We start from the raw sequence: 19755 nt of genomic DNA on the forward strand, positions 1-19755 counted from the left end.
CCTGTCCGGTTATGTCAAAAGCCCCCATTCCTTTTGAGAAGACGTATACCGGCGATACAGTAAGTTGTTTGGATCCACTCTAGCATAGCCGCTGGAGGCCATTAGACACCATTGAAATAATTTTTTGAAAGGCTCTAGAACGCGGCTTTCAACGGATTTATGCCGCAACGCTCGATAATGGCTATCAGCCACAATTACACCTGGGCAGCGGCAAAATTCAACCATCGCCAGACAGCCACGCAAAAAGCGTTTGGTGGTAAGCTCGCGCACCATGAATATCTACAGCTCTCGCCCCGTTGTCCTCTGTCTCTCCGGCCATGACCCAAGTGGTGGCGCCGGCCTGCAGGCAGATATCGAAGCCCTGCTCGCCCAAGGCTGTCATGCGGCTCCCGCCGTCACCGCCCTGACCGTGCAGAACACCGTCAATGTCAGCGATTTCCGCGTGCTCGACCGCGAGTGGGTCCTGGCCCAGGCGAATGCCGTGCTCGGCGATTCCGAGGTGGCGGCGGTCAAGCTTGGCATGCTCGGCTCCACAGCGATGGTCGACACCGTGGTCGAACTGCTGCAGGCTCACCCGCACCTGCCGGTGGTGTGCGACCCGGTGCTGCGGGCCGGCGGCGGTGGCAGCCTGGGCAAGGACGAAGTCGGCTACGCCATGCGCGAGCGGCTGCTGCCGTTGTCGCTGATCGCCACGCCCAACTTGCCTGAAGCGCGCATCCTCGCCGAATTGCCTGAGGGCACCGCGGACGAATGCGCCGAGAAGCTGCTGCCGTTTATCAAGCACTTGCTGATCACCGGCGGCCACGGCGACGAGCATCAAGTGCACAATCGCCTGTACAGCCGCGACGGCACGCGCCAGACCTTTACCTGCCAGCGCCTGCCCGGCAGCTATCATGGTTCGGGCTGCACGCTGGCCAGCGCACTGGCTGGTCGCATCGCCCAGGGCGAAGGCCTGGTCAGCGCCGTGCAGTCAGCGCTCAACTACACTTGGCGCACCTTGCGTGACGCCGAACAACTCGGCCAGGGCCAGTTCGTGCCGCGCCGTTTGCCGCTGGATTTCTGCTCTTAAAGCACAAGAGGCCTGCCCGATGAAACTACGTGGCCTGTATGCCATTACCGACAGCCAACTGTTGGCCGGCAAATTTCTCGCCTACGTCGAAGCGGCATTGGACGGCGGCGTAACCCTGCTGCAGTACCGCGACAAAAGCAGCGATGAAGCCCGCCGCCTGCGAGAAGCGGAGAAACTGCGCGAGCTGTGCTCGCGCTACAAGACCCAGCTTATTATCAATGACGACGCCGAACTGGCCGCGCGCCTGGGCGTGGGCGTACACCTGGGCCAAACCGACGGCCCACTGACTCCGGCCCGAGCGTTGCTCGGTTCCAAAGCGATCATCGGCGCCACCTGCCACAGCCAGATCGAATTGGCCGAACAGGCCGCCAAAGAAGGCGCCAGCTACGTCGCCTTCGGCCGCTTCTTCAATTCCAACACCAAGCCCGGCGCACCCGCCGCCACCGTCGAAATGCTGGCCCAGGCCCGCGCGCGCCTGCAGCTGCCGATCTGCGTGATCGGCGGCGTCACCCTGGAAAACGCCGAACCGCTGGTGGCCCACGGTGCCGACCTGCTCGCCGTGGTGCACGGCCTGTTCGGTGCCGACAGCACCCAGGAAGTCACGCGCCGCGCGCGCGCATTCAACGATCTTCTTAAAATTTCAGTTTAGAGAGCCCGACCATGTCCCGTTCCGAAACCCTGTTTGCCAATGCTCAGAAACACATTCCCGGCGGTGTGAACTCCCCCGTGCGTGCGTTCAAGAGCGTGGGCGGCACGCCGTTGTTCTTCAAGCATGCCGAAGGCGCCTACGTCACCGACGAAGATGACAAGCGCTACGTTGACTACGTGGGTTCCTGGGGCCCGATGATCCTCGGCCACAGCCACCCGGACGTGCTCGATGCGGTGCGCCAGCAGTTGCAACACGGCCTGTCCTACGGCGCCCCGACCGCCATGGAAACCGAAATGGCGGACTTGGTGTGCTCGATCGTGCCGTCGATGGAAATGGTGCGCATGGTCAGCTCCGGCACCGAGGCCACCATGAGCGCGATTCGCCTGGCCCGTGGTTTTACCGGCCGCGACAGCATCATCAAGTTCGAAGGCTGCTACCACGGCCACTCCGACAGCCTGCTGGTAAAAGCCGGTTCCGGCGCGCTGACCCAGGGCGTACCAAGCTCGGCCGGTGTACCGGCGGCCTTCGCCAAGCACACCCTGACCCTGCCCTTCAACGACATCGCCGCGGTCGAGCAGATGCTCAGTGAAGTGGGCCAAGAGGTGGCATGCATCATCGTCGAGCCGGTCGCCGGCAACATGAACTGCGTACCGCCGGCGCCTGGTTTCCTTGAAGGCCTGCGCGAGCAGTGCGACAAGCACGGCGTAGTGCTGATTTTCGACGAAGTCATGACCGGTTTCCGTGTCGCCCTCGGCGGCGCCCAGGCCTACTACGGCGTCACGCCGGACCTGAGCACCTTCGGCAAGATCATTGGCGGCGGCATGCCGGTGGGTTGCTTCGGCGGCAAGCGCGACATCATGCAGCACATCGCGCCACTGGGCCCGGTGTACCAGGCGGGCACCTTGTCGGGTAACCCGTTGGCGATGGCGGCCGGCCTGACCACCTTGCGCCTGATCAGCCGCCCGGGTTTTCACGCCGAGCTGACCGACTACACCACGCGCCTGCTCGATGGCCTGCAACAGCGCGCCGATGCTGCCGGCATCCCGTTCGTCACCACGCAAGCCGGCGGCATGTTCGGCCTGTACTTCAGCGGTGCCGACGATATCGTCACCTTCGATGACGTGATGGGCAGCGATGCCGACCTGTTCAAGCGCTTCTTCCACCTGATGCTGGAAGGCGGCGTTTACCTGGCACCGAGCGCCTTTGAAGCGGGCTTCACCTCGATCGCCCATGGCGATGCAGAGCTGAAATTGACCCTGGATGCTGCCGAGCGCGCCTTCGCGGCCCTGAAATAAGGGGCATATCAAGCTGACGTTGCCTTGGGTGACGTCAGAATTTGCTACTTTGCTTACAGCGCTTTCCTGCATTTTTCGAGAAATCACCTGCAATCCGGCAGATAACTTGCCCACGCAGCAGAAAAACGAGTAAAGACTTTGTAAGCAGAGGCCTGCTTATTTCATAATGCGCGCTTATTGGACCCCCGAGGGTCCGCGCGCCCCGTCAGAGGTAAGTCGATTCCCATGAAACGCACCGGCCGCACCCTGGTTCTGGGCTGCCTGTTGCTCCTTCAGCCGCTGCTGGCACATGCACAAGCACAAGCAGGCGGCAACTCGTTGTTAATCCCAGCGATGGGTCGTTGCACCCTCAATACCCAGCCAGACAGCCAGGCCGAAGCCCTGAGCGCGTGCCAGAAACAGGCCGACGGCGGGGATGCGCAGGCGCAATACGAGTTGGGCGAGTACTACCACGACGACAAAAACCCCGCGCGCGACCTCAACAAAGCCTTGAGCTACTTCGAGAAAGCGTCGTTGCAGGGCCACGCCCAGGCGCAATTTCAGTTGGGCAACATGTTCTTCAAAGGCGAAGGCGTGCCGGCCAACAACGTCCAGGCGTATATCGTGCTGAAAATGGCCGCGGTCAACGGCGCTGAAGACGCGCTGGACACCGCCGACGAAGTCGCCGAGCACATGCAGCGTGATGAGTTGGAAGTGGCAACCCAGGTGCTGGGCCAGATCTTCCGCAATTACTTGCAGGAATTGCAGAGTGCGGATGGGCGTTCGCCGTTCTCGCCATTGCCTTAAATTTTCAGTGCCTTTTTAGGCCCATTCGCGAGCAAGCCCGCTCCCACACTCGACCGAGTTCCAGCATAGGAACGCGGTCGAGTGTGGGAGCGGGCTTGCCTGCGATGGGCACACCTCGGTCTAACGTCCTACTTCTCAGGCATCGGCATCGGAAACGGCATGACATTGCTGGTACCACGCGCCTCGCTGATCTTCGGCGTGCCCAGGCGCTCGACTTCGTCGATGCGCACAATCGAATGCATCGGCACAAAGCTGCGCACCACGCCTTCAAACTGCGCCTTCAGTTTTTCCTCGCCCGGATCGACGACCAACTGGGTGCGCTCGCCAAAGACGAACTCTTCCACTTCCAGGAAGCCCCACAGATCACTTTGATAGATCTGCTTGGCGTACATTTCGAACACCTGGCCCTGGTTAAGGAAAATCACCTTATAGATTGGAGCTTCACGTTTGGTCATGGTGGGCGAATAACACATCGGGGATATAAAAGAGGGCGCGAACTATAGCATGGCACCCGATGCACAACGCTAGGAACCAATGGGCATGCCCCCTATAATGCGCGGTTCTTTACCACCAGTTGATGATTCCCATGGCCAAGAAGCTTTACATCGAAACCCACGGTTGCCAGATGAACGAGTACGACAGCTCGCGCATGGTCGATCTGCTGGGCGAACATCAGGCCCTGGAAGTCACCGCCCGCGCCGAAGATGCCGACGTTATCCTGCTTAATACCTGCTCGATTCGTGAGCGCGCCCAGGACCGTGTGTACTCTCAACTGGGCCGCTGGCGCGAGTTGAAACTGGCCAACCCGGACATGGTGATTGCCGTTGGCGGCTGCGTGGCCAGCCAGGAAGGCGCCGCGATCCGCGACCGCGCGCCCTACGTCGACGTGGTCTTCGGCCCGCAAACCTTGCACCGCCTGCCGGAAATGATCGACGCGGCACGTATCACCAAGCTGCCGCAGGTGGATGTGTCGTTCCCGGAAATCGAAAAATTCGACCACTTGCCCGAGCCGCGCATCGACGGCCCGAGCGCCTATGTGTCGGTGATGGAAGGCTGCAGCAAGTACTGCACCTTCTGCGTGGTGCCCTACACCCGTGGTGAAGAAGTCAGCCGGCCGTTTGATGACGTGCTGGCGGAAATTATCCACCTGGCCGAAAACGGTGTGCGCGAAGTGACCCTGCTGGGCCAAAACGTCAACGGCTATCGCGGCCAGACCCACGATGGTCGCCTGGCCGACCTCGCAGAGTTGATCCGCGTGGTGGCCGCCGTCGATGGCATCGAGCGCATTCGCTACACCACCTCGCACCCGCTTGAGTTCTCCGACAGCCTGATCCAGGCCCACGCCGAAGTGCCGGAGCTGGTCAAACACCTGCACTTGCCGGTGCAGTCGGGTTCGGACCGCATTCTGTCGGCGATGAAACGCAACCACACCGCCCTGGAATACAAATCCAAGCTGCGCAAACTGCGCGCGGCGGTGCCGGGTATCTGCATCAGCTCGGACTTTATCGTCGGCTTTCCTGGGGAGACCGAGAAAGATTTCGAGCAGACCATGAAGCTGATCGAAGACGTCGGCTTCGACTTCTCCTACTCGTTCGTCTACAGCCAGCGCCCGGGCACCCCGGCCGCCGACTTGGCGGATGAAACCCCTGAAGCGCTGAAAAAAGAGCGCCTGAATGCTCTGCAACATCGCCTGAACCAGCAAGGTTTCGAAATCAGCCGACAAATGGTCGGCTCGATCCAGCGCATCCTGGTCACCGACTATTCGAAAAAAGACCCGGGCGAGCTGCAAGGCCGTACCGAAAACAACCGCATCGTCAACTTCCGCTGCGACAACCCGACCCTGATCGGCCAGTTTGCCGATGTGCACATTGACGCGGCGCAACCGCACTCGTTGCGCGGGTCGTTGGTTCAGTAACCCACCCATATTGCTGACTGGTAGAGATCAAAATGTGGGAGCGGGCTTGCTCGCGAATGCGGTAGATCAGTTGATACATGGATTAGCTGACCCACCGCATTCGCGAGCAAGCCCGCTCCCACATGGGAACCGTGCTGCACTTGGGCTAGATAAGTGCTTTCGCACGTCGACGGCTGGCGTTATCCTCTCTTTCACCTCAACAGCCAAAGGGCGGCTAAAAGCGACCTTGAACGCACCCATAGAACCTCATCGTTTTCTCCTCGAGCCTTTTGAGGCTCGCCGTTTCGCCAACCTGTGCGGACAGTTCGACGAGCACCTGCGCCTGATCGAACAACGCCTGAGCATCGAGATCCGCAACCGCGGCAATCAGTTCGAGCTAATTGGTGAACCTCAGCACACCACGTCTGCAGAAAACCTGCTCCGCCGCCTCTACCGCGAAACCAAGGGTAGCGAGCTGTCGCCGGAGACCGTGCACCTGTACCTGCAGGAATCTGCCGTGCAAGACCTGGCGAACAACCCGGTTGCCGAAGCCAGCGTGGCCCTGCGCACCAAAAAAGGCATGATTCGCCCACGCGGCTTGAATCAGCAGCGCTACGTCAAAGAAATCCTCGGTAACGACATCAATTTCGGCATCGGTCCCGCCGGTACCGGCAAGACCTACCTGGCCGTGGCCTGTGCGGTGGACGCCCTGGAGCGCGAGCAAGTACGCCGCATCCTGCTGGTGCGCCCGGCGGTCGAGGCCGGCGAAAAGCTTGGCTTCCTGCCCGGCGACCTGGCCCAGAAGATTGACCCGTACCTGCGCCCGCTCTATGACGCGCTGTACGAGATGCTCGGCTTTGAATACGTGGCCAAACTGATCGAGCGCCAGGTGATCGAGATCGCCCCGCTGGCCTACATGCGTGGGCGTACGCTGAACAACAGCTTCATCATCCTCGACGAAAGCCAGAACACCACCGTCGAACAGATGAAGATGTTCCTGACCCGTATCGGTTTCGGCTCAACCGCTGTGATCACCGGTGACGTGACCCAGGTCGACCTGCCCAAGGGCACCAAGTCGGGCCTGGCCCAAGTCATCGAAGTGCTCAAGGACGTGCCGGGCATCAGCTTTACGCATTTCATGCCCAAAGACGTAGTGCGCCACCCGCTGGTGCAGCGCATCGTCGAAGCCTACGAGCGCTTCGACCACAAGGACGACGCACCCGCCAAGGACGTTCGCCGCGATGCTTGAGCTTGACCTGCAGCTGGCCACCGAAGCGCCCGCCCCCAGCGAAGAACAGTTCCGCCAATGGTGCACGCTGGCCCTGCGCCAGCGCACCGCCGACTCGGAGCTGACCATCCGCCTGGTGGACGAGCCCGAAGGCCGCGAACTGAATCACACTTGGCGTCAAAAGGATTACGCGACCAACGTGCTGTCCTTCCCAGCCGACGTGCCGGATGAGTTACTGGACATCCCGCTGCTGGGCGACTTGGTGATCTGTGTCGAGGTGGTGGAACGCGAAGCCAAGGAGCAAGGCAAGGAACTTGAGGCCCATTGGGCCCATCTAGTGATCCACGGCTGCTTGCATCTCTTGGGTTACGACCATATAGACGATGACGAAGCGCTAGAGATGGAAACACTGGAACAAACGTTGCTTGCTGAATTGGGTCACCGCGACCCTTATGCAGACGACGAAATCGAAACTACACCTCACTGAAACAACAAAGGATTTAGAGTAATCGCTATGAGCGAAGACCGATCGAGCAACGGGCAGAAGTCATGGCTGGGTAAATTGACCCAGGCTTTTGCCCACGAGCCGAAAAACCGCCAGGAGCTGCTTGAGCTGCTGCGCGAGGCCCATCAGAACAAGTTGCTGGACAGCGAAGCGCTGGCCATCGTCGAAGGCGCCATTCAGGTGGCTGACCTGCAAGTCCGGGACATCATGGTCCCGCGTTCGCAGATGATCAGCATCAAGGCGACCCAGACCCCTCGGGAATTCCTCCCGGCCGTGATCGACTCGGCGCACTCGCGCTACCCGGTGATCGGTGAAAGCCATGACGACGTCATGGGTGTCCTGTTGGCCAAGGACCTGCTGCCGTTGATCCTCAAGGAGAACGGCGACAACTTCAACATCAAGGACCTGCTGCGTCCGGCCACCTTCGTGCCTGAATCCAAGCGCCTGAATGTGCTGTTGCGTGAATTTCGCGCCAACCACAATCACATGGCCATCGTGATCGACGAATACGGTGGCGTGGCCGGTCTGGTGACCATCGAAGACGTGCTGGAACAGATCGTCGGCGACATCGAAGACGAGCACGACGTCGAAGAAGACAGCTACATCAAGCCGCTGCCCAGCGGTGATTTCCTGGTCAAGGCGCTCACGCCGATCGAGAACTTCAACGCGTTCTTCGACAGCGAATTCTCCGACGACGAGTTCGACACCGTCGGCGGCCTGGTAATGAGCGCGTTCGGGCATCTGCCCAAACGTAACGAGACCACCGAGATCGGCGCCTATCGCTTCCGCATCCTGAATGCCGACAGCCGCCGCATCCATCTGATTCGCCTGACACCTATTGCCCGCTAAGGATTGATATGCGCCGTCTGACCCGCCCCGGCTGGCCCGGTAACTTGCTGGCCGTGGTGGCCGGCGCCATCACCACCCTGGCGCTGGCGCCGTTCGATCTGTGGCCATTTGCACTGCTGGCGATCGGGTTGTTCTATATCGGCCTGCGCGAGCTGACGCCACGTCAGGCCTTGGGCCGTGGCTGGTGCTTCGGCTTCGGCCTGTTTGGCGCCGGCACCAGCTGGATCTACTACAGCATTCACCATTTCGGCGGCGCTTCGGTGCTGCTGGCTGGCTTTTTGATGCTGCTGTTTACCGCCGCCATCGCCTGGTTTTTCGCCCTGCCCGCCTGGCTGTGGGCGCGCTGGCTGCGCCGTAATGAAGCGCCGTTGGCCGACGCGCTGACGTTTGCTGCGTTGTGGGTCGGCCAGGAGGCGTTTCGCGGCTGGTTCCTCACCGGTTTCCCCTGGCTCTACTCTGGCTACAGTCAACTCGACGGCCCACTTACCGGCCTCGCGCCGCTGGGCGGGATGTGGCTGATTTCCTTCGCGCTGGCACTGACCGCTGCGGTGCTGTGCAACCTGCCACGCCTGCTGGCGAGCAGGCGCAACGGGTTCATCGGCGCAGGCCTGGTTCTGCTGGTTGCCCCCTGGGCCATCGGCCTGGCGCTCAAGCACCACGCCTGGACCGCGCCCTCGGGCGCACCCCTGACGGTGGCAGCGATCCAGGGCAACGTCGAACAAAGCATGAAGTGGGACCCGGAGCAGCTCAATGCGCAGTTGGCGCTGTACCGCGACATGAGCTTCAGCTCCAAGCGCGTCGACCTGTTGGTGTGGCCGGAAACCGCCGTGCCGGTGCTCAAGGATTCCGTCGAAGGCTATCTGGGCATGATGGGCAAGTTTGCTGCAGACCGGCACACGGCGCTGATCACCGGCGTGCCGATCCGCCAGGAAGTGCACCACCAGAAGCGTTTCTTCAATGGCATCACCGTGGTTGGTGAAGGCGAAGGCACCTACCTTAAGCAGAAGCTGGTGCCGTTTGGCGAATACGTGCCGCTGCAAGACATGCTGCGCGGGCTGATTGCGTTCTTCGACCTGCCGATGTCGGACTTTGCGCGCGGCCCGGCTGACCAGGCGATGCTGCAGGCCAAGGGCTATCAGATTGCGCCCTTCATTTGCTATGAAGTGGTGTACCCGGAATTTGCCGCCGGCCTGTCGGCCCAGAGCGACCTCTTGCTGACCATCAGTAATGACACCTGGTTTGGCCGCTCCATCGGCCCGCTGCAACACTTGCAAATGGCGCAGATGCGCGCATTGGAGGCTGGCCGCTGGATGATTCGGGCGACCAACAACGGCGTTACCGGCCTGATCAACCCGTTCGGGCAGATCACCGCGCAGATCCCGCAGTTCGAGCGCGGGATCCTGTACGGCGAAGTGGTGCCGATGCATAACCTCACGCCGTACCTGCAATGGCGCTCATGGCCGTTGATCATCGTCTGCCTGGGGCTGTTTGGCTGGGCGTTGCTGGCGGGCCGGATGTCCAAGACGGTCTGACAGACAAACCCAAAATCAATGTGGGAGCGGGCTTGCTCGCGAACAGGGTGCATCAGCTAACGAACAGGCTGACGGACGCACCGCTTCGCGAGCAAGCCCGCTCCCACATAAGCCCACCGCACCGTTGATTCACGGTGTTATCGATAAAACACCCGATACCCCACCTGCCCCACCGCCTCATTGATCAACTGCCCGCTGCGCCACACCGATACAAACTCGGGCATCCAGCCGCCGAGTGGCCGGGCATTGTCCACGCCCAAGAAACCCACCGGCCCCGGCACCACGGTGAAGCCGGCCTTCTCAAAACTCCACACCGCGCGCGGCATGTGCCAGGCCTGGGTCACCACCACCACGCGCTTGATGCCTTGGGGCAGCAGTATCTCGGCACTCATCTGCGCGTTTTCCCAGGTGGTGCGGCTGCGTTCTTCCTTCCAGCGCACCGTCACGCCGAAGTCATCCTGCATCGACACGGCCATCAACTGCGCCTCACTGGGCGGCGTGCCGTAGTGCAAGCCGCCGCTGGTCAATACCGGCAACCCGGAGGCCTTGGCCAGTCGCGCGGCATACCGCTGGCGCTCAAGACCGATGCCGGTGGGCTGATCACTGCCCCAGGCCGGATCACCGCGTTCGCGCCCAGAGCCCAGCACCACAATGGCATCAGCGCGCTGCGCCAATGTTGCCCACGCGTCACGCGCCAATGGTGGCTCGGTTTCCAGCGCATGCGCGCCCCATTGCACCATCACCGGCAGGCTGATCAGCCACAGCCCGCCCAACCCCACTACAAAGCAAAACCCGGCCAGGCGCGGGCGGCTTTTACGAAACCACCAGGCAAACACCAGCAACAGCAAAAAAATGCCGGGCGGCAAGAGCAATTGTTTAATGAAATAACGAAAAGGCATCGGGCATCTCCAAAGATGCCCGAAGCCTAGATGCAACGGGGTTTAGCGACAATCTTTACCAACACATTTCGAGAAGGTCACTGGATAACGCGATGTTTCACCGAACGGCCCGAAGCTTTTCGGGGCCGCGACCGGCCGCCACATCCTTCAGCCAGACCACCTTGGCCGAACGTGATGGCGCCTGGGCTGGCGGGGAAGCCTGCCCTTGAGAGGCACGGTGGTGATTCAATTCCAGGTAAACCTTGATCAATTCAAGCTCAGCCTGGCTCAAGCCTCGCAACTCCAATTCCAGAGGCCGTTCATCACGCAATCGGCCTGCGGTTCTGGCGGCATCCAATGCCCGACCCAAACGGTCGATCAGTCCTTGGTACAACTGCGGTTTCGTTAAAGTTCGCTGCGATTCAACCATCCCCTCACCTCATTGAAGATAAGACTCACTCCCCAATAAACAGCGTAGTCCCCGTGGCTGCGCCTGCCCGGCGCCGCGACAGACGGCCCTGCCTGCGCAATCAGGGTTTCCCTCGATAGAGTGGGGTCATGTATGCTACGGCGCTTCCTGTAACTCCACTTCCCGCAGGGTTTGGGCACGGACGCGCCGCTTTTTGGTGTCGATCAACCTGAACGTTGCACCGAAGAGGATTAGGCCACCCCTATTCAGTTCAAAAGTAGCCATGCACGAACAATATCAGCCCCGTGAAATAGAAAATGCCGCCCAAACCTTCTGGGACGAGCAAAAGTCCTTTGAAGTCAGTGAACAGCCAGGCAAGGAGACTTACTACTGCCTATCGATGTTCCCTTACCCCAGCGGCAAGCTACACATGGGGCACGTGCGTAACTACACCATCGGCGACGTGATTTCGCGCTACCAGCGCATGCTCGGCAAGAACGTCCTGCAACCCATGGGTTGGGACGCCTTCGGCATGCCGGCGGAAAACGCCGCGATGAAAAACAACGTGGCGCCCGCCAAGTGGACCTACGAAAACATCGCCTACATGAAGACCCAGCTGCGCAGCCTGGGCCTGGCGGTGGACTGGTCGCGCGAGGTCACCACCTGCAAGCCCGATTACTACCGCTGGGAACAATGGCTGTTCACCCGCCTGTTCGAAAAAGGTGTGATCTACAAGAAAAGCGGCACCGTGAACTGGGACCCGATCGACCAGACCGTACTGGCCAACGAACAGGTCATCGACGGTCGCGGCTGGCGCTCCGGCGCGCTGATCGAAAAGCGCGAAATCCCGATGTACTACTTCAAGATCACCGCCTATGCGGATGAACTCTTGTCGAGCCTCGACGACCTGCCGGGCTGGCCTGAACAGGTCAAGACCATGCAGCGCAACTGGATCGGCAAATCCAAGGGCATGGAAGTGCAGTTCCCGTACAACGTCGATTCCATTGGCGCTGCCGGCGCACTGAAAGTCTTCACCACCCGCCCGGACACCCTGATGGGCGCGACCTACGTCGCCGTGGCCGCTGAACACCCGCTGGCCACCCAGGCCGCGCAGAACAACCCAGAGCTTTCGGCCTTCATCACCGAATGCAAAGGCGGCAGCGTGGCCGAAGCCGACGTCGCCACCCAGGAGAAAAAAGGCCTGCCAACCGGCTTGTTCGTCGAGCACCCACTGACCGGTGAAAAACTGCCGGTGTGGGTCGCCAACTACGTGCTGATGCACTACGGCGATGGCGCAGTAATGGCCGTGCCGGCTCACGACGAGCGCGATTTCGAATTTGCCACCAAGTACGGCCTGCCGATCAAATCGGTCGTGCGTACCAGCTCGGGCGATACCAACCCGGCCCCGTGGCAAGACGCTTACGGTGAGCACGGCGAACTGATCAACTCCGGCGAGTTCGACGGCCTGGATTTCCAGGGTGCCTTCGACGCCATTGAAGTGGCACTGATCAAGAAAAACCTCGGTGCCTCGCGCACCCAGTTCCGCCTGCGCGACTGGGGCATCAGCCGCCAGCGCTACTGGGGCTGCCCGATTCCGATCATCCACTGCCAAACCTGCGGTGACGTGCCGGTGCCGGAAGACCAGTTGCCGGTGGTACTGCCCGAAGACGTGGTGCCCGATGGCGCCGGTTCGCCATTGGCGCGCATGCCCGAGTTCTACGAGTGCGCCTGCCCGAAATGCGGTGCACCGGCCAAGCGTGAAACCGACACCATGGACACCTTCGTCGAGTCCTCGTGGTACTACGCTCGCTACGCCTCGCCGCACTATGAAGGCGGTCTGGTGGAAAAATCCGCGGCCGACCACTGGTTGCCGGTGGATCAGTACATCGGCGGCATCGAACACGCAATTCTTCACCTGCTGTACGCGCGTTTCTTCCACAAGCTGATGCGCGACGAAGGCCTGGTCAGCTCCGACGAGCCGTTCAAGAACCTGCTGACCCAAGGCATGGTGATCGCCGACACTTACTATCGCCGCGAAGCCAATGGCGCCTACACCTGGTTCAACCCGGCGGACGTAGAGCTTGAGCGTGACAGCAAGGCCAAGGTGATCAGCGCCAAGCTGAAGTCCGACGGCCTGCCGGTGGAAATCGGCGGCACCGAGAAGATGGCCAAGTCCAAGAACAACGGCGTCGACCCACAGTCGATGATCGACCAGTTCGGCGCCGACACCTGCCGCCTGTTCATGATGTTCGCCTCGCCGCCCGACATGAGCGCCGAATGGTCCGACTCCGGCGTCGAAGGCTCGCACCGTTTCCTCAAGCGCGTCTGGCGCCTGGCGCACGCCCATGTCAGCCAGGGCCTGCCGGGCAAGCTGGACGTGGCGTCCTTGAGCGATGAACAGAAAGCCATTCGCCGCAGCACTCACCTGGCCATCCGCCAGGCCAGCCAGGACGTGGGCCAGAACCACAAATTCAACACCGCCATCGCTCAGGTGATGACGCTGATGAACGTGCTGGAAAAAGCACCGCAGGCGACCGAACAGGACCGCGCGCTGGTACAGGAAGGCCTGGAAGCGGTCGTCCTGTTGCTGGCTCCGATCACGCCGCACATCAGCCATGATCTGTGGAGCCGCTTGGGCCACAGTGGCGCGGTGATCGACGCCGGTTGGCCGGTACAGGATGACAGCGCGCTGGTACAGGACACGCTGCAGCTGGTAATCCAGGTCAACGGCAAACTGCGCGGCCAGATCGATATGCCAGCCAGCGCCAGTCGTGAAGACGTCGAGGCGGCTGCACGGGTCAACGAGAACGTGCTGCGCTTTACCGAAGGCCTGACGATCCGCAAAGTGATCGTAGTGCCTGGCAAACTGGTCAACATCGTCGCCAGCTAATCGGATCGGGCGCAGGGCTTGGGCCCTGCGCCGAACCAAACCTTTAAGGCCTCGATAAGGCCCACATGGTTTCAAGGGGAGCAACAAAATGATCAAACGCAATTTGCTGGTGATGGGCCTCGCTGTGCTGCTGAGCGCTTGCGGCTTCCAGCTGCGCGGTACCGGCACCAATGAACTGAGCATCAAGGAACTGGACGTCAGCGCCCGCAACGCCTATGGCGACACCGTGGTTCAGCTGCGCCAGACCCTGGAAAACAGCGGCGTGCGCGTCTACACCGGTGCAACCTACAAACTGGTCCTTGTGGACGAGCAGGAATCCCAGCGTAGCCTGAGCTACGCCAGCGCCGGCCGCGCGTCGGACGTTGAGCTCAATACGGCCGTCAACTATGAAGTACAAGGCCGTGACCACCTGCCATTGATGGCTGACAAGCTCGAAGTCCAGAAAGTGGTGAGCCACGACGGCAACAACCTGGTGGGTTCGGACTCGGAGATCATTCAGGTTCGCAAGGAAATGCGTCGTGAGCTGATCCAGCGCCTGATGGTACGTCTGCAACAGCTGACGCCGGAAAAACTGGCCGCTCTGCAGCAAACCGCCGACAACAAGGCCAAGGCTGACGCCGACGCCCTGAAAGCCGCAAAAGAATACGAAGACAACACGCCGAAACAATCGCCTGTTGAAGTCCCTGTCGAGTAAGCCAGACGGGGCGCCCCTGGCGCCCCGTTTGCCCCGCCTATGAAGCTCGCCCCCGCCCAACTCGCCAAACACCTGCAAGGTGGCCTCGCGCCTGTCTACATCGTCAGCGGTGATGACCCGCTGTTGTGCCAGGAAGCGGCAGACGCTATTCGCAGCGCCGCGCGCCAGCAGGGTTTCGATGAACGCCAGGTCTTCAGCGCCGACGCCAGTTTCGACTGGGGCACGCTGCTGCAAGCCGGTGCGAGCATGTCGCTGTTCGCCGAAAAACGCCTGTTGGAATTGCGCCTGCCCTCGGGCAAACCCGGCGACAAGGGCGCGGCGGCCTTGATGGAATACTGCTCGCGTCCCGCTGAAGACACAGTGCTGCTGATCAGCTTGCCCAAGCTCGACGGCAGTGCGCAGAAAACCAAATGGGGCAAGGCGCTGGTAGAGGGGCCACAGACCCAGTTCATCCAGATCTGGCCAGTGGACAGCAACCAGTTGCCGCAGTGGATTCGTCAGCGCCTGTCCCAGTCGGGGCTGTCAGCGACGCAAGACGCTGTTGAACTGATCGCCGCCCGGGTCGAAGGCAACTTGCTTGCCGCCGCCCAGGAGATCGAAAAGCTCAAGTTGATGGCCGAAGACGGTCAGATCACCGTCGAAACCGTGCAAGGCGCAGTGGCCGACAGTGCTCGCTTTGACGTGTTCGGGCTGGTGGACGCGATTCTTAATGGTGAACCTGCCCACGCCTTGCGCATGCTCGAAGGGCTGCGCGGCGAAGGCGTGGAACCCCCGGTGATTCTATGGGCCCTGGCCCGTGAGTTGCGGGTGCTGGCCAATATTTCGCTGCAATACAGCCAGGGCACTCCGCTGGACAAATGCTTCAGCCAGGCGCGGCCACCGGTCTGGGACAAACGCAAACCCCTGATGAGCAAAGCCCTGCAACGGCACTCGGCGCAACGCTGGGCACAGCTTCTACTTGAAGCGCAGCGCATCGATGCGCAAATCAAGGGTCAGGCGGCGGGTTCGCCGTGGATGAGCCTGAGCCGTTTGTCACTTTTGATGTCTGGTCAGCGCCTATCGTTACCGGCTGAATAACGCCCCGCCCAAAAACACCACAATCCCAATGTGGGAGCGGGCTTGCTCACGAAGACGGTGTATCAGTTTATGGATCAGGCGACTGGCCCACCGCCTTCGCGAGCAAGCCCGCTCCCCCATTTTGATCGTGCACCTTTCCTACACCGCGCCGGGCTTTACAGCGGCGTCACTTCGGCAGATGATTTGCACCGTTTCATCCCACCGACAGAGAGTATCGACATGAGCAAAAAGCCATCCAAGCATGGCCCCAACAAGGCCAAATCCATCATCGCCCAGCCACTGTTCCGAAGCCGTCAGGAACGCGCCGGCAAGGGCAAAGGCAGCTACCGCCGCGAAGCCTTCCAGTCTAATAGCTGGGAGGCTTCTTACTTTCTGGCTGCCTGAAGGCAAGCGCCCCTCCGGCATGATAAGGTCTGTACCTGATTTGTAATCCCTGGACCTGTGCATGCCCTCTAGTCTTTCCCGTCGTTGGCACCTTCGCCAATTGATCGCTGCCTCCAGCCTCATTCTGCTTGTCGCCTGCGCGGAAAAACCCACCGCCGCAGACGCGCAACCCCTGCCAAAACTGCAGACTGTGCCGGCCGTCGCGCCTGCCGTCGTTGCGCCGTTGGCCGTGGACAACCTCGATATCCAACCGACCCAGACCTTCGCCGAATGGCAAGCGGCCTTTCGCGTGGACGCCCTGAAAGCCGGGATCACGCCTGCGGTGTTCGACAACGCCTTTGCCGGCGTCACCCCCGACATGGCGGTGATTCGCGCTGACCGCAGCCAACCGGAATTTTCCCGCCCGGTTTGGGAATACCTCGACGGCGCCCTCTCGCCGGTGCGCGTACGCAATGGCCAAGCCTTGCTGATCAAGTACGCCGACATCCTGCAAAGCATCGAACAACGCTATGGCGTCGACCGCCAGGCGCTGGTTTCGGTGTGGGGCATGGAAAGCAATTTTGGCCAGTTCCAAGGCAATAATTCGGTGATCCGCTCCCTGGCAACCCTGGCCTACGAAGGCCGTCGCCCGGCGTTCGCCCAGGCGCAACTGCTGGCGGCGCTGCAGATCATCCAGCATGGCGACATCCAGGCCGACCAGATGAAAGGCTCCTGGGCCGGCGCGATGGGCCAGACGCAATTTATCCCGACTACCTATAACACCCACGCGGTCGACTTCGACGGTGACGGTCGCCGTGACATCTGGAACAGCCCGGCCGACGCCCTCGCCTCCACGGCGCATTACCTGCAAAGCTCTGGCTGGCAAAAAGGCCAGCCGTGGGGCTTTGAGGTGCAACAGCTGCCGGCCAACTTTGATTACGCCCTGGCAGACGGCGGCGTACGCAAGACCGTCGCCGAGTGGCTGAAACTCGGTATCCAGTTGCCACCTGGCGCGAGCATGCCGCCCAACGTCGACCAACTGTCCGCCGCCTTGTTGCTGCCGGCAGGCTACCGTGGCCCCGCTTTCCTGGTGCTGGACAACTTCCGCGCGATCCTCAAGTACAACAACTCGTCGTCCTACGCGCTGGCGGTTGGCCTGCTGTCGGAACGGTTTGGCGGCGGTGGTGTGATTCGTGGCGATTGGCCCAAAGATGAGCTGCCACTGAGCCGCTCCCAGCGCATCGATTTGCAGACAGTGCTGAGCGCCAAAGGGTATGACGCGGGCAATGCAGACGGCATCATCGGCGCCAACACGCGCAAGGCGATTCGCGCGGCGCAGCAGTCGCTGGGTTGGCCAGCGGACGGGTATCCGACGGTGAAACTGCTGGAGTCGTTGCAAAGCCAATAGGTCGGCGTATGGCGACTATCGCCTTCGCGAGCAAGCCCGCTCCCACATTCAACGACATTCCAAGGTTGGAACTCGGTCGAATGTGGGAGCGGGCTTGCTTGCGAAGACGGCATCACAGGCGACAATTATTTCAAAACTACATCCTGCTCCAACACCAGCCGCTGCTCCCCCGCATCCAGCCGCACCAACGCGCCCATCGGCAGCGTCAGGTTCGGATCGCAGTGCCCACTGCGCCAGCCGGACAACACCGGAATGCACAACGGTGCGAAGGTCTGCTTCAGCAGCCGCTCCAGCGCTGCTTTATCCACACCCGCCACGTCGCCCACCAGCACACCGGCAATTTGCTCCAGCTTGCCGGCCAGGCGCAGGTGAGTCAGCAGGCGGTCGATACGGTAGATCGGCTCGTTGACGTCTTCGATCAGCAAAATGATGCCCTCGGCATCAATCTCATAAGCCGTGCCCATGACTGCGGCGATCATCGACAGGTTGCCGCCCAGCAAGCGTCCACAGGCAATACCCGGCTCAAGGGTGGTCAATGGGTAGGCCACCGGGTGCGCCACGACACTGCCGGCGCCAAGCTGGCCGCGCAGCATGCTGAACAGCGATGACTCCGTGGGCTGTTGTTTGTCGCCCAGCAAATCGGCACTGAGCATTGGCCCGTGGAAAGTCACGAAGCCGGCGTAGCGGCTGATCGCCAGGTGCAACGCGGTGATGTCGCTGTAACCCACGAACGGCTTGGGGTTGGCGCGCAGCAGGTCGTAATCCAGGCGATCCAGCAAGCGTGGCGTACCGTAGCCGCCGCGCAGGCAGAAGATGGCATCGATTTCGGGGTCGGCGAAGGCAGCGTGAAGGTCACGCAGGCGCACGTCATCGCTGCCTGCGAGGTAACCGCCGCGCTCGTATACACCAGGGAAAATCCGCAGCTCATGGCCACGGGCACGCATCCATTGCCCGGCTTTTTCAACGTCGAGGGCGGCAGGGCCGGCGGGGGCGATCAGGCCGATGATGCCTTCGGCTCGAAGTGCAGGTACCGCGGCTGCCAGTTCAGTGCTCATCCATAAGTCTCCCATCTATGACGCAGAACGAAATGTGGGAGCGGGCTTGCTCGCGAAGGTGGGGTGTCAGTCAACACATCAGGTGACTGAAACACCGCCTTCGCGAGCAAGCCCGCTCCCACACAAGCCACGCCCAAATTACTCCAGGTCAGGCTCAGGAAACCAGGCTGGCCTTGACCAGCTTGGCCTGCTCGTCAGCGTGGTACGAGGAACGCACCAGCGGGCCGGACGCCACGTTCTTGAAGCCCATTTTGTAACCTTCCTCGGCGAACCAGGCGAAGGTGTCCGGGTGCACAAAACGCTGCACCGGCAAGTGGCTGCGCGACGGCTGCAGGTACTGGCCGAGGGTCAGCATGTCGATGTCGTGTTCGCGCATGCGCTTCATGACTTCGATCACTTCTTCGTCGGTCTCGCCCAGGCCCAGCATCAGGCCGGATTTGGTCGGGATGTGCGGCATCATCTGCTTGAATTTCTGCAGCAGGGTCAGCGACCACTGGTAGTCCGAGCCTGGACGCGCAGCCTTGTACAGGCGTGGCACGGTTTCCAGGTTGTGGTTGAACACATCCGGTGGCTCGGCCGCGGTGATTTCCAGCGCGACGTCCATACGGCCACGGTAGTCCGGCACCAGGGTTTCGAGCATCACGTTCGGCGACAACTTGCGGATCTCGCGAATGCAGTCGGCAAAGTGCTGGGCACCGCCGTCACGCAGGTCATCGCGGTCTACCGAGGTGATGACCACGTATTTGAGTTTCAGGTCGGCGATGGCGATGGCCAGGCTTTCCGGCTCGTTGACGTCCAGAGGCTTCGGCCGGCCGTGGCCAACGTCGCAGAACGGGCAACGACGGGTGCAGATGTCACCCATGATCATGAAGGTGGCGGTGCCGCCGGAGAAGCATTCGCCCAGGTTCGGGCAGGACGCCTCTTCGCACACGCTGTGAAGCTTGTGTTTGCGCAGCAGGGTCTTGATACGGTCGACTTCCGGCGAAACCGGGATGCGCACGCGGATCCAGTCAGGTTTTTTCGGCAGTTCGGTGGTCGGGATGATCTTGACCGGGATGCGTGCAACCTTCTCGGCGCCGCGCAGCTTGACGCCGGCTTCCACCTTGGCACGCGGGGCCGGACGCTCGGTGATGTCCAGCGTCGGGATCATGGTTTGCACTGCATCAGTAGTCAT

At 61.3% G+C, this 19755-nt stretch carries 19 protein-coding genes; 14 read left to right on the forward strand and 5 right to left on the reverse strand.

The features are described 5' to 3' along the window. The first annotated feature begins 271 nt into the window (after positions 1 to 271). The 4 genes from AC19YS_RS16770 to AC19YS_RS16785 all read left to right on the forward strand — a co-directional run bounded on the left by AC19YS_RS16770 (position 272) and on the right by AC19YS_RS16785 (position 3799). Positions 272 to 1069, forward strand: coding sequence for a hydroxymethylpyrimidine/phosphomethylpyrimidine kinase (locus tag AC19YS_RS16770; protein ID WP_106579357.1), 798 nt, complete (start codon positions 272 to 274; stop codon positions 1067 to 1069). 19 nt (positions 1070 to 1088) lie between these two features. Further along, positions 1089 to 1718, forward strand: a complete 630-nt coding sequence (gene thiE / locus AC19YS_RS16775; RefSeq protein WP_119740910.1) for a thiamine phosphate synthase — start codon at positions 1089 to 1091, stop codon at positions 1716 to 1718. Between the two features lie 11 nt (positions 1719 to 1729). Continuing rightward, the gene (gene hemL / locus AC19YS_RS16780) at positions 1730 to 3013 is read left to right on the forward strand and encodes a glutamate-1-semialdehyde 2,1-aminomutase (RefSeq protein WP_106579359.1); all 1284 of its coding nucleotides are present in this window, start codon (positions 1730 to 1732) and stop codon (positions 3011 to 3013) included. A gap of 225 nt (positions 3014 to 3238) precedes the next feature. After that, the gene (locus AC19YS_RS16785) at positions 3239 to 3799 is read left to right on the forward strand and encodes a tetratricopeptide repeat protein (RefSeq protein ID WP_119740906.1); all 561 of its coding nucleotides are present in this window, start codon (positions 3239 to 3241) and stop codon (positions 3797 to 3799) included. A 128-nt stretch (positions 3800 to 3927) separates the two neighbouring features. Here the strand turns inward: AC19YS_RS16785 and AC19YS_RS16790 are convergent, their stop codons facing one another. Next, entirely contained in the window at positions 3928 to 4254 is a 327-nt protein-coding gene (locus AC19YS_RS16790; RefSeq protein ID WP_003194436.1) for a DUF1820 family protein, read from the reverse strand. A 131-nt stretch (positions 4255 to 4385) separates the two neighbouring features. On the opposite strand from AC19YS_RS16790, the gene miaB reads away from it, so the two are divergent. The 5 genes from miaB to lnt all read left to right on the forward strand — a co-directional run bounded on the left by miaB (position 4386) and on the right by lnt (position 9807). Then, a complete protein-coding gene (miaB, locus tag AC19YS_RS16795) occupies positions 4386 to 5714 on the forward strand; it encodes a tRNA (N6-isopentenyl adenosine(37)-C2)-methylthiotransferase MiaB (protein ID WP_106579361.1) in 1329 nt (442 codons plus the stop codon). A gap of 226 nt (positions 5715 to 5940) precedes the next feature. Further along, on the forward strand, positions 5941 to 6942 hold the full coding sequence (locus tag AC19YS_RS16800; protein ID WP_106579362.1) for a PhoH family protein: 1002 nt from the start codon (positions 5941 to 5943) through the stop codon (positions 6940 to 6942). Continuing rightward, positions 6935 to 7408, forward strand: coding sequence for an rRNA maturation RNase YbeY (ybeY, locus tag AC19YS_RS16805; protein ID WP_124418527.1), 474 nt, complete (start codon positions 6935 to 6937; stop codon positions 7406 to 7408). Before AC19YS_RS16800 ends, ybeY begins: the two co-directional genes overlap by 8 nt. Positions 7409 to 7435: 27 nt before the next feature. Next, entirely contained in the window at positions 7436 to 8275 is an 840-nt protein-coding gene (locus AC19YS_RS16810) for a CorC family transporter (RefSeq protein ID WP_200623932.1), read from the forward strand. Between the two features lie 8 nt (positions 8276 to 8283). Continuing rightward, positions 8284 to 9807, forward strand: coding sequence for an apolipoprotein N-acyltransferase (gene lnt / locus AC19YS_RS16815; protein ID WP_500602264.1), 1524 nt, complete (start codon positions 8284 to 8286; stop codon positions 9805 to 9807). Between the two features lie 137 nt (positions 9808 to 9944). On the opposite strand, the gene AC19YS_RS16820 is transcribed toward lnt, so the two are convergent. Both AC19YS_RS16820 and AC19YS_RS16825 read right to left on the reverse strand, forming a co-directional pair. Further along, positions 9945 to 10706: a YdcF family protein gene (locus tag AC19YS_RS16820; RefSeq protein WP_500602265.1), complete on the reverse strand. Its 762-nt coding sequence runs from the start codon at positions 10704 to 10706 to the stop codon at positions 9945 to 9947. Between the two features lie 97 nt (positions 10707 to 10803). Next, positions 10804 to 11115 carry a hypothetical protein gene (locus tag AC19YS_RS16825; protein ID WP_119740902.1) on the reverse strand — a complete coding sequence of 104 codons (312 nt, stop codon included), beginning with the start codon at positions 11113 to 11115 and terminating at the stop codon, positions 10804 to 10806. Between the two features lie 262 nt (positions 11116 to 11377). On the opposite strand from AC19YS_RS16825, the gene leuS reads away from it, so the two are divergent. From leuS to AC19YS_RS16850, 5 genes are all read left to right on the forward strand, one after another. Beyond that, a complete protein-coding gene (leuS, locus tag AC19YS_RS16830) occupies positions 11378 to 13984 on the forward strand; it encodes a leucine--tRNA ligase (protein WP_500602266.1) in 2607 nt (868 codons plus the stop codon). 88 nt (positions 13985 to 14072) lie between these two features. After that, entirely contained in the window at positions 14073 to 14678 is a 606-nt protein-coding gene (locus AC19YS_RS16835; RefSeq protein WP_106579368.1) for an LPS-assembly lipoprotein LptE, read from the forward strand. A 39-nt stretch (positions 14679 to 14717) separates the two neighbouring features. Next, positions 14718 to 15755 carry a DNA polymerase III subunit delta gene (gene holA, locus AC19YS_RS16840; RefSeq protein WP_106579369.1) on the forward strand — a complete coding sequence of 346 codons (1038 nt, stop codon included), beginning with the start codon at positions 14718 to 14720 and terminating at the stop codon, positions 15753 to 15755. Between the two features lie 219 nt (positions 15756 to 15974). Continuing rightward, positions 15975 to 16139, forward strand: coding sequence for an alternative ribosome rescue factor ArfA (gene arfA, locus AC19YS_RS16845; RefSeq protein WP_003176285.1), 165 nt, complete (start codon positions 15975 to 15977; stop codon positions 16137 to 16139). Positions 16140 to 16200: 61 nt separating this feature from the next. After that, entirely contained in the window at positions 16201 to 17526 is a 1326-nt protein-coding gene (locus AC19YS_RS16850) for a lytic murein transglycosylase (RefSeq protein ID WP_200623935.1), read from the forward strand. Positions 17527 to 17651: 125 nt separating this feature from the next. Here the strand turns inward: AC19YS_RS16850 and AC19YS_RS16855 are convergent, their stop codons facing one another. Further along, on the reverse strand, positions 17652 to 18569 hold the full coding sequence (locus AC19YS_RS16855; protein WP_500602297.1) for a S66 peptidase family protein: 918 nt from the start codon (positions 18567 to 18569) through the stop codon (positions 17652 to 17654). Between the two features lie 166 nt (positions 18570 to 18735). After that, on the reverse strand, positions 18736 to 19755 hold the full coding sequence (lipA, locus tag AC19YS_RS16860) for a lipoyl synthase (protein ID WP_500602267.1): 1020 nt from the start codon (positions 19753 to 19755) through the stop codon (positions 18736 to 18738).

The sequence above is a fragment of the Pseudomonas sp. MF08831 genome, from assembly GCF_059862645.1.

What these genes read in the sequence shown, in the direction of transcription:
- AC19YS_RS16820 (WP_500602265.1), bottom strand. Translation starts at nt 10,706, where the DNA reads ATGCCTTTTCGTTATTTCATTAAACAATTGCTCTTGCCGCCCGGCATT.
- lipA (WP_500602267.1), bottom strand. Translation starts at nt 19,755, where the DNA reads ATGACTACTGATGCAGTGCAAACCATGATCCCGACGCTGGACATCACC.
- AC19YS_RS16850 (WP_200623935.1), top strand. Translation starts at nt 16,201, where the DNA reads ATGCCCTCTAGTCTTTCCCGTCGTTGGCACCTTCGCCAATTGATCGCT.
- arfA (WP_003176285.1), top strand. Translation starts at nt 15,975, where the DNA reads ATGAGCAAAAAGCCATCCAAGCATGGCCCCAACAAGGCCAAATCCATC.
- AC19YS_RS16835 (WP_106579368.1), top strand. Translation starts at nt 14,073, where the DNA reads ATGATCAAACGCAATTTGCTGGTGATGGGCCTCGCTGTGCTGCTGAGC.
- AC19YS_RS16785 (WP_119740906.1), top strand. Translation starts at nt 3,239, where the DNA reads ATGAAACGCACCGGCCGCACCCTGGTTCTGGGCTGCCTGTTGCTCCTT.
- lnt (WP_500602264.1), top strand. Translation starts at nt 8,284, where the DNA reads ATGCGCCGTCTGACCCGCCCCGGCTGGCCCGGTAACTTGCTGGCCGTG.
- thiE (WP_119740910.1), top strand. Translation starts at nt 1,089, where the DNA reads ATGAAACTACGTGGCCTGTATGCCATTACCGACAGCCAACTGTTGGCC.
- ybeY (WP_124418527.1), top strand. Translation starts at nt 6,935, where the DNA reads ATGCTTGAGCTTGACCTGCAGCTGGCCACCGAAGCGCCCGCCCCCAGC.
- AC19YS_RS16790 (WP_003194436.1), bottom strand. Translation starts at nt 4,254, where the DNA reads ATGACCAAACGTGAAGCTCCAATCTATAAGGTGATTTTCCTTAACCAG.
- AC19YS_RS16770 (WP_106579357.1), top strand. Translation starts at nt 272, where the DNA reads ATGAATATCTACAGCTCTCGCCCCGTTGTCCTCTGTCTCTCCGGCCAT.
- miaB (WP_106579361.1), top strand. Translation starts at nt 4,386, where the DNA reads ATGGCCAAGAAGCTTTACATCGAAACCCACGGTTGCCAGATGAACGAG.
- AC19YS_RS16810 (WP_200623932.1), top strand. Translation starts at nt 7,436, where the DNA reads ATGAGCGAAGACCGATCGAGCAACGGGCAGAAGTCATGGCTGGGTAAA.
- holA (WP_106579369.1), top strand. Translation starts at nt 14,718, where the DNA reads ATGAAGCTCGCCCCCGCCCAACTCGCCAAACACCTGCAAGGTGGCCTC.
- hemL (WP_106579359.1), top strand. Translation starts at nt 1,730, where the DNA reads ATGTCCCGTTCCGAAACCCTGTTTGCCAATGCTCAGAAACACATTCCC.
- leuS (WP_500602266.1), top strand. Translation starts at nt 11,378, where the DNA reads ATGCACGAACAATATCAGCCCCGTGAAATAGAAAATGCCGCCCAAACC.
- AC19YS_RS16825 (WP_119740902.1), bottom strand. Translation starts at nt 11,115, where the DNA reads ATGGTTGAATCGCAGCGAACTTTAACGAAACCGCAGTTGTACCAAGGA.